This window comes from Pseudomonas sp. stari2, assembly GCF_040760005.1.
Classification (GTDB): domain Bacteria; phylum Pseudomonadota; class Gammaproteobacteria; order Pseudomonadales; family Pseudomonadaceae; genus Aquipseudomonas.
Genome location: NZ_CP099760.1, coordinates 2,237,093 through 2,254,634, shown reverse-complemented (window position 1 = coordinate 2,254,634; position 17,542 = coordinate 2,237,093). Strand labels below are relative to the sequence as shown.

The following is a 17,542-nucleotide window of genomic DNA, read 5'->3' as shown; positions in this document are numbered from 1 at the left end:
ATTATGTCGATTGGCCAGCAAGCCGAAGCCGGTAAATATGTCCTACAGACTACAAATACCTTTTCCGACAGCGCCGGCTCAGGCATCCACCATCGCCATCGCCTCCTCGACATCCACGGCTACCAGTCGCGAACAACCCGGCTCGTGCATCGTTACGCCCATCAACTGCTCAGCCATTTCCATGGCGATCTTGTTGTGGGTGATATAGATGAACTGTACGGTCTGCGACATCTCTTTGACCAATCGTGCGTAGCGTCCAACGTTAGCGTCATCCAGTGGCGCGTCAACCTCATCGAGCATGCAGAACGGCGCCGGGTTCAACTTGAAGATCGCAAAAACCAGCGCCAGTGCGGTCAGGGCTTTTTCGCCGCCGGAGAGCAAATGGATGGTGCTGTTCTTCTTTCCGGGCGGCTGCGCCATGATCGTCACCCCTGTATCGAGTAGATCTTCGCCCGTCAGTTCCAAATACGCGCGCCCGCCACCGAAAACTTTCGGGAAAAGCGCCTGTAAACCGCCATTGATCTGATCAAAGGTATCTTTGAAACGGTTACGGGTTTCCTTGTCGATCTTGCGGATGACGTTTTCCAGCGTCTCCAGCGCTTCGACCAGATCGGCGTCCTGCGCATCCAGATAACGTTTACGTTCGGATTGTTGTGTGTATTCGTCGATCGCCGCGAGGTTGATCGCGCCCAGCCGCTGAATGCGCGCGGCGATGCGTTCAAGTTCTTCTTCGGCCTCCTTTTCGCTGGCCTCGGCGGTCAGGGTGTTGAGCACGCCGTGCAAATCGTAGCCGTCTTCCAGCAGTTGATCCTGCAGGGCCTTGCGGCGCACGGTCAGGGCTTGCCATTCCATGCGTTGCTGTTCGAGCTGGCCACGGATCAATTGCGATTGCTGCTCGGCCTGGGTCCGGCGTTTTTCCGCGTCGCGCAATTCGCGGTCGGCGTCTTCCAGGGCGATCTGTGCGGTCTTGAGTTCGTCGTCGACGCTCATGCGCTTGTCGAGCAACTCTTCGAGCTTGAGGCGCAGCTCTTCCAACGGTGCCTCACCCTCCTCCAGATTGAGGCTGAGCTGTTCACGCTTTTCGGTGAGACGCTCGGCCTGCATTTCCAGACGCTCAAGCGCCTGTCGTGTCGAATCATGTTGCGCCCGCAGTGAGCCGAGGCGAACGGCCAACTGATGCGCATGATCCTTGTGCTGACGGGCTTCCTGACGCACGCGGTCGAGGCGTTCGCGCAGGCTGTCACGCTGGGCCAGCAGCAACTCGCGCTGCTCGGTATCGAGGGCCATGGCGTCGAGGGCGTCCTGTAACTGGATCCGCGCTTCGCCGATGTTTTCGTGTTCCAGTTCGCGTTGCTCAGCGAGCTCGACCAGTTCTTCGTCGAGTCGGGTGCGACGCAGGTTCAACTGCTCGGCTTTGGCTTTACCGGCGGACAGTTGAGCTTTCAGCTCGCCTTGCTGACGAGCTTCGTCTTGCAGCAAACGACGCAAATGTTCGCGACCGTTTTCCTGCTGACGCTGTTGCGCGCGCAAAGTCTGCAAACGGGTTTCCATGGCCTCGACCGTGGCTTCGCGCTCTTCGCGTTCCGCATGCAGCGCTTCGATTTCCTGACCGCGCGCGAGCATGCCGCTTTCGGCTTCGCTAGCGCGGCGTACCCGCAGGAAATGCCGGCCAACCCAGTAACCGTCACGGCTGATCAAACTCTGCCCGGCAGCCAGTTGGCCACGCAGGGCCAGTGCCTGCTCAAGGCTGTCGACCGGTTTGACCTGAGCCAGCCATGGCGACAGATCAACCTGCGCCTCGACCTTGTCCAGCAGGCTGCCGGCCACGCGCACGCCGTCGTTGCCGGGGCTGAGCAAACGCAGATCGCCCTGGGCAAAACCGGACAAATCGAAACCGCCGAAGTCTTCCACCAACACCGCTTGCAGGTCGGCGCCGAGCACGGTTTCCACCGCCAGCTCCCAACCGGCCTCGACCTTCAGGCCTTCGGCCAGACGCGGGCGTTCGGCGAGGTTGTGCTCCTTCAGCCATTCGGCGGTGCCAGTACCCGGATCGAGCGCGGCCTGCTGTAAGGCTTCGAGGGATGCGAGGCGACCGTTCAAACGCTGCAAATCGCCCTGCGCCTGTTGCTGTGCAGTGAGCGCCTGCTGCAATTCCTGGCGCAGTTGCTCAAGCTTTTCGACTTGGGCTTCTTCGCTGGTCTGCAAATCTTCAAGGGTGGCTTCGGACTCGGCGAGCTGTTCGCTGAGCTCCATGATCGCCGCGTCTTCCGGATCGGCCGAGAGCAACGCCCGCTCTTCGCCCAGACGCTTTTGCCGATCGGCCAGACGCTCCATGCTGGTTTCCAGCTGCTGGATGCGCGACTGCTGCACTTCGGCCTGACGGCGGGGTTCGGCGGCGGTCAGGTTGAAGGCGTCCCACTGCTCCTGCCAGCCGTGCATGACGGCTTCGGAATCTTCCAGCGCCGCGGCGGCCTCTTCGGCGGCGGCGTTGGTGATTTCCTGCTCGGGGGTCAGTTGATCGAGCTCTTCGCCGAGGGTCAGCAGCAAGGTGCGGTCATGGCCCAGGTGCGATTCGGTTTCGAGGCGCGCGCGCTCTGCTTCTTTCAGATCGTCCTGCAATTGGCGCAAACGCTGCTGGCCGTGCTGGATGCTCTGCTCGACCCGGGCGATGTCGCCGCCGACCGAATAGAAGCGCCCCTGCACCAGATTGAAGCGCTCGGACAGGTCATGGTGACCGTCACGCAGGCGCTCAATCGCTGCGTCAGCATTTCGCTGCTCAGCGACCAAGGCTTCGAAGCTGATTTCCTGGTTGCCGATGATCGACTCGCGCTGACCGACCTGATCGTTCAGATCCTGCCAGCGCAGGGCCGACAGTTGTGCCTTGAGCTGGCGTTCTTCGGCCTTGAATTCCTGATACTTCTTCGCCGCCTCAGCCTGACGATGCAGGCGTTCGAGCTGGCGCTCGAGTTCTTCGCGCAGGTCGGTCAGACGGGCAAGGTTTTCGTGGGTACGGCGGATGCGGTTTTCGGTCTCGCGCCGGCGCTCCTTGTACTTGGAGATGCCGGCAGCTTCTTCGATGAAGTTACGCAGGTCTTCCGGTTTAGACTCGATCAGCTTGGAGATCATCCCCTGCTCGATGATCGAGTAACTGCGCGGGCCGAGGCCGGTGCCGAGGAAGATGTCAGTGATGTCGCGGCGACGGCATTTGGCGCCGTTGAGGTAATAAGTCGTCTGGCTGTCGCGGGTCACTTTGCGGCGGATCGAAATTTCCGCGTACGCCGCCCACTCGCCCAAAAGCGTGCCGTCGGAGTTGTCGAACACCAGCTCGATGCTCGCCTGGCTCACCGGTTTGCGGCTGGTCGAGCCGTTGAAGATGACGTCGGTCATCGACTCGCCGCGCAGGTTCTTGGCCGAGCTTTCGCCCATCACCCAGCGCACGGCGTCGATGATGTTCGACTTGCCGCAACCGTTCGGCCCGACGACTGCCGCCATATTACTGGGGAAGTTCACCGTGGTCGGGTCGACGAAGGATTTGAACCCCGCCAGTTTGATGCACTTGAGGCGCAAGGTCAGGCAACCGTCAGGGCGGACACCACCAGATCGCAACTGCGCTGGGCATAAGCCGTCAGCACGATGCGGATCTGCGGCAGGTCACGGGCGAGGACGGCGGCCAGCAAGCGCTCGAACAGTTCGAGGAACTCGCTCATCTCGGCCTTGCGCTGTTCAAGCGCGAGGAAGTATGCACGGCTCATGGCCGGTTGCAGGTTTTCGACGGTTTCCTGCAGGTACGGGTTGTTGGCGAACGGATACGCGGCGCGCATCACGTTGAAGCTGTCATCGACGAAGGTACGGATGTCCTGACGCTCGTAGCTGGCGGTCAGACGCTGCTGGATCTGCACGAACGGCGCCATGTCGGCCTGGACTTGCCAGCCATTGGCCACTGCGTTGCCGAGCAGGATGTACAGCTCGCTCATCAACGTGCACAGGCTCTGCACCTTGTGCGCCGTCAGCTCGGTGACGTGGGCACCGCGGCGCGGCAGGATCGCGATCAGATGACGGCGCTCCAGGATCAGCAAGGCTTCGCGGACCGAGCCGCGGCTGACGTTCAGCGCCAGCGTGACCTTCTGTTCCTGAATGCGCTCACCCGGCTTCATTTCGCCGCGAATGATCCGTTCGGCGAGGTGGTGAGCGATTTGCTCGGCGAGGCTGTCCGGCGCCTTGAACGTCATGGTTGTCCTTCAAACTCTTCGATCTGCACAAGCGGCGCAGTGTAGCGCAATGCGCGGTCATGGCGGAGTGCCCGCACAGCGGTTTTTGGCACGAATCCCGCAAAAAAGCGCTTGATCCAATGAGGGTCAATACTGAAGAGACACGTGGTTGAGCGACAAAACAGTTTTTCCTGACCTTTAAGTCAGAAAACCATTGACCGAAAAGTCAGACCTGCTAAATTCGGCTCAAGTCGCTCAACAACAATAATGAGTCTGCGAGGCCTTCCGTGATCCAGTTTTTACTTAACCAGGAACTCCGTAGCGAGCACGCCCTGGACCCGAACCTGACTGTGCTCAACTACCTGCGTGAACACGTGGGCAAATCCGGCACCAAAGAAGGCTGCGCCAGCGGTGACTGCGGCGCCTGTACGGTGGTGGTCGGCGAGTTGCAGACGGATGACGATGGCCGCGAGCACATCCGCTATCGCAGCCTTAACTCGTGCCTGACCTTCGTTTCGTCGCTGCACGGCAAGCAATTGATCAGCGTCGAAGACCTCAAGCACCAGGGCGAACTGCACAGCGTGCAGAAAGCCATGGTCGAGTGCCACGGTTCGCAGTGCGGTTTCTGCACCCCCGGCTTCGTGATGTCGTTGTTCGCCCTGCAAAAGAACAGCGATGCACCGGATCATGCCAAGGCCCACGAAGCGCTGGCCGGCAACCTCTGCCGCTGCACCGGCTACCGGCCGATTCTGGCCGCCGCCGAGCAATCCTGCTGCGGCAAGCAACCGGATCAGTTCGACGCCCGTGAAGCGGAAACCATCGCCCGCCTCAAAGCCATTGCCCCGACATCGATTGGCGAACTCAACAGCGGCGACAAACGCTGCCTGGTGCCGCTGACCGTAGCCGACCTGGCCGATCTCTATGACGCTTATCCACAAGCCCGCCTGCTGGCCGGCGGCACCGATCTGGCGCTGGAAGTCACTCAGTTCCACCGCACCCTGCCGGTGATGATCTACGTCGGCAACGTCGCCGAAATGAAGCGCATCGAGCATTTCGAGGATCGCATTGAAATCGGCGCCGCCACTGCCCTCTCCGACTGCTACGAAGCGTTGAACGCCGAGTACCCGGACTTCGGCGAACTGCTGCACCGCTTCGCCTCCCTGCAGATCCGCAACCAGGGCACCCTTGGTGGCAACATCGGCAACGCCTCGCCGATCGGTGACTCACCACCGCTGCTGATCGCCCTCGGCGCGCAGATCGTGCTGTGCAAGGGCGAAACCCGCCGCACGCTGAACCTGGAAGACTACTTCATCGATTACCGGGTCACCGCGCGTCAGGAAAGCGAGTTCATCGAGACGATCATCGTCCCTCGTGCCACGGCCGAGCAGCGCTTCCGCGCCTACAAAGTCTCCAAGCGTCTGGACGATGACATCTCCGCCGTCTGCGCCGCGTTCAACCTGCGCGTCGAAAACGGCGTGATCACCGACGCCCGAGTCGCCTTCGGCGGCATGGCCGCGATCCCGAAACGCGCCGCTCACTGCGAAGCCGTGTTGCTCGGTCAGCCGTTCAACAACGCTGTCGTCGAACGCGCCTGCACCGCGCTGGGCGAGGATTTCACCCCGCTCTCGGACTTCCGCGCCAGCAAGGAATATCGCCTGCTCAGCGCGCAGAACCTGCTGCGCAAATACTTCATCGAACTGCAAACACCGCACATCGAGACTCGGGTGACCGCTTATGTCTAACCATCACGGCGTAGAGAAAACACAAGCTGAACTGGCTGAATTGTTCGCCAGGGACCTGACCACCGGTGTCGGCCGCAGCGTCAAGCACGACAGCGCCGCCAAGCATGTGTCCGGTGAAGCGCAGTACATCGATGACCGCCTGGAATTCCCCAACCAGTTGCACGTTTACGCACGGTTGTCGGATCGCGCCCACGCGAAAATCATCAGCATCGACACCAAACCCTGCTATGCCTTCGAAGGCGTGCGCATCGCCATCACCCACGAAGACGTGCCGGGCCTGAAAGACATCGGCCCGCTGCTGCCGGGCGATCCGCTGCTGGCCATCGATGACGTTCAGTTCGTCGGCCAACCGGTATTGGCCGTGGCCGCGAAAGATCTGGAAACCGCACGTAAGGCTGCGATGGCCGCGATCATCGAATACGAAGATCTGGAACCGGTGCTCGACGTGGTCGAAGCCCTGCGCAAACGCCACTTCGTGCTCGACAGCCACACCCACCAGCGCGGCGATTCGGCCAACGCCCTGGCCACCGCTGAACATCGAATCCAAGGCACGCTGCACATCGGCGGCCAGGAACACTTCTATCTGGAAACCCAGATCTCTTCGGTGATGCCAACCGAAGATGGCGGCATGATCGTCTACTGCTCGACCCAGAACCCCACCGAAGTGCAGAAACTGGTGGCCGAGGTCCTAGACGTATCCATGAACAAGATCGTGGTCGACATGCGCCGCATGGGCGGTGGTTTCGGCGGCAAGGAAACCCAGGCCGCAAGCCCGGCATGCCTGTGCGCAGTGGTCGCGCACCTCACCGGCCAGCCGACCAAGATGCGTCTGCCACGGGTCGAAGACATGCTGATGACCGGCAAGCGTCACCCGTTCTATGTCGAGTACGACGTCGGCTTCGACAGCACCGGGCGCCTGCACGGGATTGCGATGGATCTGGCCGGTAACTGCGGATGTTCACCTGACCTGTCGGCCTCGATTGTCGACCGGGCGATGTTCCACTCGGACAACTCGTACTACCTCGGCGATGCGACCATCAACGGTCACCGCTGCAAGACCAACACCGCATCGAACACCGCCTACCGTGGTTTCGGCGGTCCGCAAGGGATGGTCGCGATCGAAGAAGTGATGGACGCCATCGCCCGTCACCTGAACCTCGATCCGCTGGCCGTGCGCAAGGCCAACTACTACGGCAAGACAGAACGCAACGTCACCCATTACTACCAGACTGTCGAGCACAACATGCTCGAAGAAATGACCGCCGAACTTGAAGAAAGCAGCCAGTACGCCGAACGCCGCGAAGCGATCCGTCGCTACAACGCCAACAGCCCGATCCTGAAAAAAGGCCTGGCGCTGACCCCGGTGAAATTCGGCATTTCCTTCACCGCCAGCTTCCTCAACCAGGCCGGTGCGCTGGTGCACGTCTACACCGACGGCAGCATCCACCTGAACCACGGCGGCACGGAAATGGGCCAGGGCCTGAACACCAAAGTCGCGCAGGTCGTGGCCGAAGTGTTCCAGGTGGAAATGGACCGCGTGCAGATCACCGCGACCAACACCGACAAAGTGCCGAACACTTCGCCGACGGCAGCTTCCAGCGGTGCCGACCTGAACGGTAAAGCCGCGCAGAACGCGGCGGAAATCATCAAGCAACGCCTCGTTGAATTTGCGGCGCGGCATTACAAGGTCAGCGAAGAAGACGTGGAATTCCACAACGGCCACGTCCGTGTGCGCGACCACATCATGACCTTCGAAGCGCTGATCCAGCTGGCGTATTTCAATCAGGTCTCGCTGTCGAGCACCGGGTTCTACAAGACCCCGAAAATCTACTACGACCGCAGCCAGGCCCGTGGCCGGCCCTTCTACTACTTCGCGTTTGGCGCGGCGTGCTGCGAAGTGATCGTCGACACCCTGACCGGCGAGTACAAGATGCTGCGCACCGATATCCTCCACGACGTCGGCGCCTCGCTGAACCCGGCCATCGACATCGGCCAGGTCGAGGGCGGCTTTGTCCAGGGCATGGGCTGGCTGACCATGGAAGAACTGGTCTGGAACAACAAGGGCAAGCTGATGACCAACGGCCCGGCCAGCTACAAGATCCCGGCCGTGGCGGACATGCCGCTCGACCTGCGGGTGAAACTGGTGGAAAACCGCAAGAACCCGGAAGACACAGTGTTTCACTCCAAGGCTGTGGGTGAGCCGCCGTTCATGCTCGGTATCGCCGCGTGGTGCGCGATCAAGGATGCGGTGGCCAGCCTCGGCGACTACAAGCATCAGCCGAAGATCGACGCGCCGGCGACCCCGGAGCGGGTGTTGTGGGGTTGCGAGCAGATGCGCCAGCTCAAGGCGGTTAAGGCCGTCGAAGCTGAAACCGAGGTTGTTTGATGATCGTTCCCACGCCTGCGTGGGAATGCAGCCCGCGACGCTCTGCGTCGCATCCTGAACAGCGGACGCGGAGCGTCCAGTGATGCATTCCCACGCAGAGCGTGGGAACGATCTGAGAGGTGAGATATGTACAACTGGATCGACGCCCTCGCCGACCTGCAGAACCAGGGCGAACCCTGCGTTCTGGTGACGATCATCGAAGAGCTCGGCTCGACGCCGCGCAATGCCGGCTCGAAAATGGTCGTCAGCGCCCGCCAGACGTTCGACACCATCGGTGGCGGGCACCTGGAATACAAAGCCATGCAGATCGCCCGCGAGATGCTCGCCAGCGGCAAGCAGGACACTCATCTTGAGCGCTTCAGCCTCGGCGCCAGTCTGGGCCAGTGCTGCGGCGGCGCCACGGTGCTGTTGTTCGAACCGATGGGCCAGGTGCAGGCGCAGATCGCCGTTTTCGGCGCCGGTCATGTCGGTCGCGCGCTGGTACCCTTGCTCGCCAGCCTGCCCTGCCGGGTGCGCTGGATCGATTCCCGGGAAGAGGAATTCCCCGAGCAGATTCCCCACGGCGTGCGCAAAATCGTCGCCGAGGAGCCTGCGGATGAAATCGACGACCTGCCCGCCGGCAGCTACTGCATCGTCATGACCCACAATCATCAGTTGGATCTGGAACTCACCGCCGCGATCCTCAAGCGCAACGACTTCACCTGGTTCGGCCTGATCGGCTCGAAAACCAAACGCGCCAAGTTCGAACACCGCCTGCGTGACCGTGGCTTCGACGCCAGCGTCGTGCAACGCATGCGCTGCCCGATGGGCATCAGCGAAGTCAAAGGCAAATTGCCTGTGGAAATCGCCATCTCCATCGCCGGCGAGATCATCGCCACCTATAACGCCAATTTCGGCCAGCACACCGCCAGCGCCGAACCGATTGCCAAACTGCTGCCGGTTTCGCGCCGCAGTCAGGCCGCCACACTCAAAGCCTCAAACTGATTAGAGAACCCTCATGCCTCTGACTCGCAAAGCCTACCGCGCCGCCATCCTGCACAGCATCGCCGACCCTGCCGAGGTTGGCATCGAAGCCTCCTACGAGTATTTCGAGGACGGCCTGCTGGTGGTCGATGGCGGCAAGATCAGCGCCCTCGGCCACGCCAGCGAACTGCTGCCGAGCCTGCCGGCGGACATCGAGATCACGCATCACAAGGATGCCCTGATCACCCCGGGCTTCATCGACACCCACATCCACCTGCCGCAGACCGGCATGGTCGGCGCCTACGGCGAACAGCTGCTGGACTGGCTGAACACCTACACCTTCCCGTGCGAAAGCCAGTTCGGCGACAAGGCCCACGCCGATGAAGTGGCGGACATTTTCATCAAGGAACTGCTGCGCAACGGCACGACTACCGCACTGGTGTTCGGCAGCGTGCACCCGCAATCGGTGAACTCGTTCTTCGAAGCGGCCGAGAAGCTCGACCTGCGGATGATCGCCGGCAAGGTGATGATGGACCGCAACGCCCCGGACTACCTGACCGACACCGCTGAATCCAGCTATGTCGACAGCAAGGCGCTGATCGAGCGCTGGCACGGCAAGGGTCGCCTGCACTATGCCGTCACCCCACGTTTCGCTCCGACCAGTACCCCGGAACAACTGACCCTTGCCGGCCAGTTGCTGACCGAATATCCGGATCTGTACATGCAGACCCACATCAGCGAGAACCTCAAGGAAATCGAGTGGGTCAAGGAGCTGTTCCCGGAGCGCAAGGGTTACCTCGACGTCTACGATCACTACCAGTTGCTCGGCGAGCGCTCGGTGTTCGCCCACGGCGTGCACCTGTGCGACGACGAATGCGCACGACTGGCGGAAACCGGCTCGGCGATTTCGTTCTGCCCGACCTCGAACTTCTTCCTCGGCAGCGGCCTGTTCAACCTGCCGATGGCCGAGAAGCACAAACTGAACGTCGGCCTCGGGACTGACGTCGGTGGCGGCACCAGTTTCTCGCTGCTGCAGACCCTGAACGAAGCCTACAAAGTGATGCAGCTGCAAGGTGCGCGCCTGAGCCCGTTCAAGTCGCTGTACCTGGCCACCCTCGGCGGCGCGCGGGCGCTGCGTCTGGAAGACAAGATCGGCAACCTGCAACCGGGCTCCGACGCCGACTTCCTGGTGCTGGACTACAACGCCACGCCGCTGCTGAGCTACCGCTTGAAGCAGGCCAACAATATTGCCGAGACGTTGTTCGTGCTGATGACGCTGGGCGATGACCGCACCGTTGCCCAGACTTATGCGGCGGGTGCGCTGGTACATCAGCGTTAGTTTTCTGCAGACAAAAAAATCCCCCCGGTACTTTTCAGTCCGGGGGATTTTTATTGCCTGTCGATTCGCTTTAGAGCTTGGCCGCAGGGCGCCCCGGCTTCTTGGTCTGCAACAGATGCGAGAACACCGCATGCAGATCGTCCGAAGCGCTTTCCTCGTCGAGGTTGAGCTTGCTGTCGATGTGATCCATGTGATGCATCATCAGGTCCACCGCCAGTTCGCCGTTGCGTGCTTCTATGGCGTCGATCAATTGGGTGTGCTCGTCGTAGGAACAGTGCGAACGGTTGCCGCTTTCATATTGGGCGATGATCAGCGACGTCTGCGAAACCAGGCTGCGCTGGAAGCTGATCAACGGCGCGTTCTTCGCCGCTTCGGCCAGTTTCAGGTGGAACTCGCCCGAGAGGCGGATGCCAGCGCCGCGATCGCCACGAGAGAAGCTGTCGCGTTCATCGTTGACCATCTGCCGCAGTTCGGCGATCTGCTCGGCCGTGGCGTGCTGCACCGCCAGTTCAGTGATAGCGCGCTCCACCAGACGCCGGGCAAGGAACACCTGACGCGCCTCTTCGACGCTCGGGCTCGCCACCACCGCGCCACGGTTCGGCCGCAACAGCACCACGCCTTCATGGGCCAGGCGCGAGAGTGCGCGGCGAATGATGGTACGGCTGACCCCGAAAATTTCCCCCAGCGCTTCTTCGCTCAACTTTGTACCGGGCGCCAGACGCTGTTCAAGGATAGCCTCGAAGATATGCGCATAGACAATATCGTCCTGGGTTCCGCTGCGGCCGGCTTTGCCTGCTCGCGGTTGTTTCTTGAGGGGTTGCAACTGTTCGTTCATGGGCACTCGAGTCGGGAAGAACTGCGGCGAATTGACCGTGACTGTAATACGGCACAGTGGGTCGCTGGCAAGTATCGCGTAAAAAACAGCGCGATTGTACACAATGGAAGGTGGCAACACGACTGTACGGCTGTTTGTGACTTCGGCTGTATTGCAACGCATCGTTACGTTTGAGTTTAGGCTTAAACCCGAAATCCGTGGCTTGAACAAGGAACGCCGCTGTCATGAACGAAATCACCCACACCCGACTGCGCCCCTTCGCGGACACATCGCCCTCCGCCATCGTCGCCGGATTCATCGCGATGATGACCGGTTACACCAGTTCGCTGGTGCTGATGTTCCAGGCCGGGCAGGCCGCGGGCCTGACCAGCGGGCAGATTTCCTCGTGGATCTGGGCGATCTCCATCGGCATGGCGGTGTGTTCGATCGGCCTGTCGCTGCGCTATCGCACGCCGATCACCATTGCCTGGTCGACGCCCGGCGCAGCCCTGCTGATCACCAGCCTGGGCGGCGTCACCTACGGCGAAGCCATCGGTGCCTACATTACCTGCGCGGTGCTGGTGACGATCTGCGGCCTGACCGGCAGCTTCGAACGTCTGGTGAAAAAGATCCCGGCCTCTCTGGCGGCCGCGTTGCTGGCGGGGATTCTGTTCAAGATCGGCAGCGAAATTTTCGTCGCCGCGCAGCACCGCACCGGCCTGGTGCTGGGGATGTTCTTCACTTATCTGCTGGTCAAACGCCTGACGCCGCGTTATGCGGTGCTTGCCGCGCTGCTGATCGGCACTGCGTTGTCGGGCTTCATGGGATTGTTGGATTTCAGCGGCTTTCACCTGGAAGTGGCAACCCCGGTCTGGACCACGCCGCACTTCTCCCTCGCAGCGACCATCAGCATCGGCATTCCGTTGTTTGTGGTAGCGATGACCTCGCAGAACATGCCTGGCGTCGCCGTGCTGCGCGCCGACGGCTACAACGTCCCGGCCTCGCCCTTGATCACCACCACCGGCATTGCCTCGCTGCTGTTGGCGCCGTTCGGTTCCCACGGCATCAACCTCGCAGCGATCAGCGCCGCGATCTGCACCGGGCCCCATGCCCATGAGGATCGCAACAAACGCTACACGGCAGCGGTGTGGTGCGGGGTTTTCTACGGGATTGCCGGGGTGTTCGGCGCCACGCTGGCGGCGTTGTTTGCCGCTCTGCCCAAGGAGCTGGTGCTGTCGATCGCCGCGCTGGCGCTGTTCGGCTCGATCATCAATGGCTTGAGCATTGCCATGACCGAAGTGAAGGAACGGGAAGCGGCGCTGATCACCTTCATGGTCACGGCGTCGGGGCTGACGCTGTTTTCCATCGGTTCGGCCTTCTGGGGGATTGTCGCGGGGGTGCTGACCTTGCTGATTCTGAACTGGCGCAAGGCCTGAGGCCTGGTTAAAACGCAGGCATAAAAAAACGGCGACCCTCAGGTCGCCGTTTTTTTCAGTATCACTTGGCCGCGTTGATCGGCTTTTCCGGATACCAAACGTCCAGCAGCGGGCTGATTTCAGTAGAAGTCAGCTCGGAGCGGGTTTTCAGCCAGGCTTCAACAGCAGCGCGCTGCTCTTCGGAAACCGAACCACGCTTCTGCAGGCAAACCAGACCGAAGTCGTCGCCGCCGACATAGCCCAGACCGTTGGCTTCCATGGCTTCTTTGATGAATGCTTCGAGGAAAGCGTCAATGGCTTCTTCGGACAGGTCTTCTTTGAAGCCCAGGTTCAGTTCGAAACCCAGCTCTTGAAATTCATCGACGCACAGTTTTTTGCGCAGACGCTGGGAACGGTTAGTCGCCATTGGAACAATCCTCTTAAGTAATAACGGCCGGCACTTTACCAGTTTAAGGCGGCGATTGCCCGCCTATCCGGGACGAGCGTGCGACCGCCCGTAAAAAAATAACGAATTGCCCCCCTTGCGAGAGGCACAAGCTGTTACACCTTGGGGCATAATGCCGACACTTTCATGACCACTGAGGGCCTTTTCATCCATGTCCTCGTCTTTTTCCCCTCGGCTGTAGGGTTTTATTTCATATGATCAAATCGTTGCGTCCTCTGCTCCTGGCCGGCCTTCTTCTGCCGCTGGCTCTGCCTGTTTCAGCTGCCACCATCAATACCGCTCTGACCCCCAACGTCGAAAAAGCCCTAAAGGCCAGCAAGCTGCAACCCAGCGCCCTGTCGCTGGTGATGGTGCCGCTGGACGGCCCGGGCACACCGACCGTGTACAACGCTGATGTATCGGTCAACCCGGCCTCGACCATGAAACTGGTCACCACCTACGCGGCGCTGGAAATGCTCGGCCCCAACCATCAGTGGAAAACCGAGTTCTACACCGACGGCGACCTGAACAGCGGCATCCTCAACGGCAACCTCTACCTCAAGGGTGGCGGCGATCCGAAGCTGAACATGGAAAAACTCTGGCTGCTGATGCGCGACCTGCGCGCCAACGGCGTGACTCAGATCACCGGCGACCTGGTGCTGGACCGCAGCTTCTTCATTCAGCCGCAACTGCCTGAGTTCAATGATGACGGCAACGACGAGAACAAGCCGTTCCTGGTCAAGCCCGACTCGCTGCTGGTCAACCTCAAGGCCCTGCGCTTCGTGGCCCGCAATGACAATGGCCGGGTATTGGTCTCGGTCGAACCGCCGATTGCCAGCATCAACATCGAAAACACCGTCAAGGCGCTGAACTCCAAACAGTGCACCGGTGGCGTGCGCTACAACCCGGTGCCGCAGGCCGATGGCAGCGTCACCGTGACCGTTGCCGGTCAGTTGGGCGAAGGCTGCAGCTCGCAGACTTATCTGTCGCTGCTCGACCACGCGACCTACACCGCCGGCGCCGTGCGGGCGATCTGGAAGGAACTGGGCGGCAGCATCCAGGGCAAGGATCGCCTGGCCCCGACGCCGAGCAACGCCAAAGTGCTGGCCCGCGCGTTCTCGCCGGACCTGGCGGAAATCATCCGCGACATCAACAAATACAGTAACAACACCATGGCTCAGCAGCTGTTCCTGAGCCTGGGCCAGAAATTCCGCAACGACGCCGACGGCGATGACGCCAAGGCCGCGCAACGCGTGGTCCGTCAGTGGCTGGCGAAGAAAGGCATCACTGCGCCGCATCTGGTGATGGAGAACGGCTCCGGCCTGTCCCGTGCCGAACGCGTCAGCGCCCGGGAAATGGCCGCCATGCTGCAAGCCGCGTGGCACAGCCCGTATGCCGCCGAATACATCAGTTCGCTGCCGATTGCCGGCACCGACGGCACCATGCGCAAACGTCTGAAGACTACCGCGATGCGTGGTGAAGCCCACGTCAAGACCGGCACACTGAACACCGTGCGCGCCATCGCCGGCTTCAGCCGCGACGTCAACGGCAATACCTGGGCGGTGGTGGCGATCCTCAACGACAAGGCACCGTTCGGTGCATCGTCGGTGCTGGATCAGGTGCTGCTGGATCTCTATAAGCAGCCGAAAATGCCACAGACAGCTTCGGTTCTGTAAGCACCCCACAAACAGTGTGCGAGCGAGCCTGCTCGCGAAGGCGTCCAGTCGGTCGATGAAGATGCACAGACCTTGCTGACTCATTCGCGAGCAAGCTCGCTCCCGCTGGGGGTCAACGGCAGATGGATTCAGTTCATCTGCCGCTCGACCCGATCCCGCCCGCCCTGCTTCGCCGCGTACACCCCTGAGTCAGCCCGCAGCAACAAGGCATCAGCCCCCTCTCCCGGGCGCCAACTGGCAATTCCGAAACTCGCGGTCACCACACCGACCACATCTACCGGCGCACTGCGCAAGCCCTGCCACAATTCTCTGGCCAACATGTAGGCGTGCTCACCGTCGATGTCCGGGCACAACACCATGAACTCCTCGCCGCCCAAACGGCAAAACACGTCGGTACGCCGAAGGCGATGACCGATTCGCTCGCACACGGCCTGCAACACCCGGTCGCCGACCGCATGGCCATACTGGTCATTGATCCGTTTGAAATGATCGATATCAAGCATGATCACCGACAATTCGCCACCTCCGCGCTCGACCCGTGCCATTTCGCTGGTAAGGCGTTCCTGGAAATAACGGCGGTTGTGGATACCCGTCAACGCATCGGTGACCGACAGGGCGCGCAGTTCTTCCTCCACCCGCTTCAAGTCGGAAATGTCCGAAATGTAGCCATGCCATAGCACGCCGCCGCCCGGCAGTTCCTCGGGGGTCGCTTCGCCGCGCACCCAGCGCAGGCCACGCTCGGGTAATTGCACGCGATATTCCTCGCGCCACGGGCTGAGGTTATCGGCCGAGGCGCGGATCGACTTGCGCACGCGGCTGACATCCTGCGGATGAATGCGGGTGAAGATCGCTTCGGCGTTGAGCAACAGCACGTCCGGCTCCAGCTCGTAAATCTCGCGGATGCCGTCGCTGGCGTAGATCACACTGAAGCGTCCGTCGAACTCCATCTTGAACTGATAGATCCCGCCCGGAACATGGGCGCTGAGCTTCTTCAACAACACGTCCCGTGCCGCCAGGGCTTCGTGCACGCGCTTGCGTTCGGTGATGTCGATGCAGATCGCCAGGTGCCCGACCCACAGCCCTTGCTCGTCGAGTACCGGGGTGGCCAGCATGTTCACCGGCAAATGACTGCCGTCCTTGCGCACCAGCGTCCACTCGCGCGCTTCATGCCCGCCGACCTCGCCACCCTCGACCAGCATGGCCTGGCAGGTCGGGATGGTTTTGCCATAGCGGGCACTCAACTCCGCCGCACGAGCAATGAGCTCCCGAGGGAAATGCAGGTTTTCCAGGGTCATGTGGCCGATGACTTCGCAGCTGCGGTAACCGAGCATCTGCTCGGCACCCGGATTGAAGGTGTTGATCACACCGCGCAGGTCGGTGGCGATGATCGCCACCTGGGTAGCCGCATTGAGCACTCCGCGCAACTGGCCGTGGGTACCTCTGAGTTCCTGCTCACGCTCATGCAGTTCCTGGGTGCGCAATTGGACCATGCGCAACGCGCGCTGGCGCTGACTGACCAGGACATACAGCAGCGCACTGAGCAGCAGGCTGAGCAGGCCACCCAGAATGACCACGCTGCCTACCGACGAATGGTTGGCTTGCAGGAAAGCCTCGCTGGGCGCGATATCGACTTGATAGTCGTGATCGGCCATGCGCAACAGCCGCGTGGTCGACAAATCGCTGGCGACCGGCTCGTTGGATGACTCGAACAGCACCTCATGCTGATCATTGGTCGACAGGTCGAGGATGCGCACCGAAAGATAATCATGCAGGACATCCGGCAAACCGTCGGCGAGCAACTGACGCATGCTGATCACTGCCATCACATAACCGAACGACTTACTTTCGTCGGGGCGCTTGACCGGTGCCACCAACAGTACGCCCCGCGCGTAAGCCGGTTCGATACTGACCAAATGCATCGGTTGCGACACTGCCAGGCCACCGAGTTGATCCGCACGCTCCAGGGTCGAACGGCGCAATGGCTGGGCCAGCAAGTCATAACCCAGGGGGGAGCCGAGGCGGCTCTGCGTCTGGCTGTACACCACGACGACGTATTCGTCGCGGGCCGAGGCCAACTGCAGATCGCCGTGGGCATTGAGTTCGCGCACGCTGAACGTGGGCTGCCCCTCATCGCGCACACGTTGCTCGAACGCGGCGCGCTCGTCTCCCCTCACCCGCAGCGCAAAGGAATAGGCTTGGGTACGCAGTAATAAAGGTTGGGTATAGCCATCGAATTCGGCACGGGACACCGATTCGGAGTTGGTGAAAAACCGCCGCAGGCCGTCGAGGCGTTGCTCCTGATCCTGAAACCGCTCTTCGATGCGGCTATAGCGTTCATTGGCCAGCAGTTGAAAGCGCTGACGCAATTGGTTGTGAAACTGATTGAGGGTGGCCCAGGCGAGTAACCCCGTGAGAATCCCGCCGGCGAGCAATACCAGCAGCGCGACCAGCCAGGCCGAGACTTCTTCGCTGATGAAACCCAGTATTTTTGGGCGCACGGGGTGCAACGACATAAAGGCAACTCACTACGCCAGCATCTGCGGGAAAAACCCCA

11 protein-coding genes are annotated in these 17,542 nt (G+C 61.2%); 6 read left to right on the top strand and 5 right to left on the bottom strand.

What is annotated here, in order from left to right; all coding sequences use genetic code 11:
* Positions 1-78: 78 nt before the first annotated feature.
* Both smc and NH234_RS10370 read right to left on the bottom strand, forming a co-directional pair.
* Entirely contained in the window at positions 79-3,567 is a 3,489-nt protein-coding gene (gene smc, locus NH234_RS10375) for a chromosome segregation protein SMC (RefSeq protein ID WP_085732411.1), read from the bottom strand.
* Between the two features lie 2 nt (positions 3,568-3,569).
* Positions 3,570-4,229 (bottom strand): GntR family transcriptional regulator, encoded by a 660-nt coding sequence (locus NH234_RS10370; protein ID WP_065259722.1) that lies wholly within the window; start codon positions 4,227-4,229, stop codon positions 3,570-3,572.
* Between the two features lie 266 nt (positions 4,230-4,495).
* Between NH234_RS10370 and xdhA the strand changes: the two genes are divergently transcribed.
* From xdhA to guaD, 4 genes are all read left to right on the top strand, one after another.
* Positions 4,496-5,950, top strand: coding sequence for a xanthine dehydrogenase small subunit (gene xdhA / locus NH234_RS10365; protein WP_085732410.1), 1,455 nt, complete (start codon positions 4,496-4,498; stop codon positions 5,948-5,950).
* Positions 5,943-8,336 carry a xanthine dehydrogenase molybdopterin binding subunit gene (xdhB, locus tag NH234_RS10360; RefSeq protein ID WP_085732409.1) on the top strand — a complete coding sequence of 798 codons (2,394 nt, stop codon included), beginning with the start codon at positions 5,943-5,945 and terminating at the stop codon, positions 8,334-8,336. Before xdhA ends, xdhB begins: the two co-directional genes overlap by 8 nt.
* 126 nt (positions 8,337-8,462) lie before the next feature.
* Entirely contained in the window at positions 8,463-9,320 is an 858-nt protein-coding gene (gene xdhC, locus NH234_RS10355; RefSeq protein WP_085732408.1) for a xanthine dehydrogenase accessory protein XdhC, read from the top strand.
* A gap of 13 nt (positions 9,321-9,333) precedes the next feature.
* Positions 9,334-10,638 carry a guanine deaminase gene (gene guaD / locus NH234_RS10350; RefSeq protein ID WP_367256426.1) on the top strand — a complete coding sequence of 435 codons (1,305 nt, stop codon included), beginning with the start codon at positions 9,334-9,336 and terminating at the stop codon, positions 10,636-10,638.
* Between the two features lie 70 nt (positions 10,639-10,708).
* On the opposite strand, the gene NH234_RS10345 is transcribed toward guaD, so the two are convergent.
* On the bottom strand, positions 10,709-11,473 hold the full coding sequence (locus tag NH234_RS10345; protein WP_064378756.1) for a GntR family transcriptional regulator: 765 nt from the start codon (positions 11,471-11,473) through the stop codon (positions 10,709-10,711).
* A gap of 224 nt (positions 11,474-11,697) precedes the next feature.
* Here NH234_RS10345 and NH234_RS10340 point away from each other — a divergent pair, with 224 nt between their 5' ends.
* Positions 11,698-12,888 (top strand): benzoate/H(+) symporter BenE family transporter, encoded by a 1,191-nt coding sequence (locus tag NH234_RS10340; RefSeq protein ID WP_367256425.1) that lies wholly within the window; start codon positions 11,698-11,700, stop codon positions 12,886-12,888.
* Between the two features lie 61 nt (positions 12,889-12,949).
* On the opposite strand, the gene NH234_RS10335 is transcribed toward NH234_RS10340, so the two are convergent.
* Positions 12,950-13,294, bottom strand: coding sequence for a YggL family protein (locus NH234_RS10335; protein ID WP_007952029.1), 345 nt, complete (start codon positions 13,292-13,294; stop codon positions 12,950-12,952).
* Positions 13,295-13,527: 233 nt separating this feature from the next.
* Between NH234_RS10335 and dacB the strand changes: the two genes are divergently transcribed.
* Entirely contained in the window at positions 13,528-14,988 is a 1,461-nt protein-coding gene (gene dacB / locus NH234_RS10330; RefSeq protein ID WP_085732405.1) for a D-alanyl-D-alanine carboxypeptidase/D-alanyl-D-alanine-endopeptidase, read from the top strand.
* A 128-nt stretch (positions 14,989-15,116) separates the two neighbouring features.
* Here the strand turns inward: dacB and NH234_RS10325 are convergent, their stop codons facing one another.
* Entirely contained in the window at positions 15,117-17,501 is a 2,385-nt protein-coding gene (locus NH234_RS10325; RefSeq protein ID WP_085732404.1) for a diguanylate cyclase, read from the bottom strand.
* Between the last annotated feature and the right edge of the window lie 41 nt (positions 17,502-17,542).

Bases quoted from the DNA above. Each gene is read 5' to 3' on its own strand.
- NH234_RS10370 (WP_065259722.1), bottom strand. From the start codon at position 4,229: ATGACGTTCAAGGCGCCGGACAGCCTCGCCGAGCAAATCGCTCACCAC.
- xdhB (WP_085732409.1), top strand. From the start codon at position 5,943: ATGTCTAACCATCACGGCGTAGAGAAAACACAAGCTGAACTGGCTGAA.
- xdhC (WP_085732408.1), top strand. From the start codon at position 8,463: ATGTACAACTGGATCGACGCCCTCGCCGACCTGCAGAACCAGGGCGAA.
- guaD (WP_367256426.1), top strand. From the start codon at position 9,334: ATGCCTCTGACTCGCAAAGCCTACCGCGCCGCCATCCTGCACAGCATC.
- NH234_RS10345 (WP_064378756.1), bottom strand. From the start codon at position 11,473: ATGAACGAACAGTTGCAACCCCTCAAGAAACAACCGCGAGCAGGCAAA.
- NH234_RS10340 (WP_367256425.1), top strand. From the start codon at position 11,698: ATGAACGAAATCACCCACACCCGACTGCGCCCCTTCGCGGACACATCG.
- NH234_RS10335 (WP_007952029.1), bottom strand. From the start codon at position 13,294: ATGGCGACTAACCGTTCCCAGCGTCTGCGCAAAAAACTGTGCGTCGAT.
- dacB (WP_085732405.1), top strand. From the start codon at position 13,528: ATGATCAAATCGTTGCGTCCTCTGCTCCTGGCCGGCCTTCTTCTGCCG.
- NH234_RS10325 (WP_085732404.1), bottom strand. From the start codon at position 17,501: ATGTCGTTGCACCCCGTGCGCCCAAAAATACTGGGTTTCATCAGCGAA.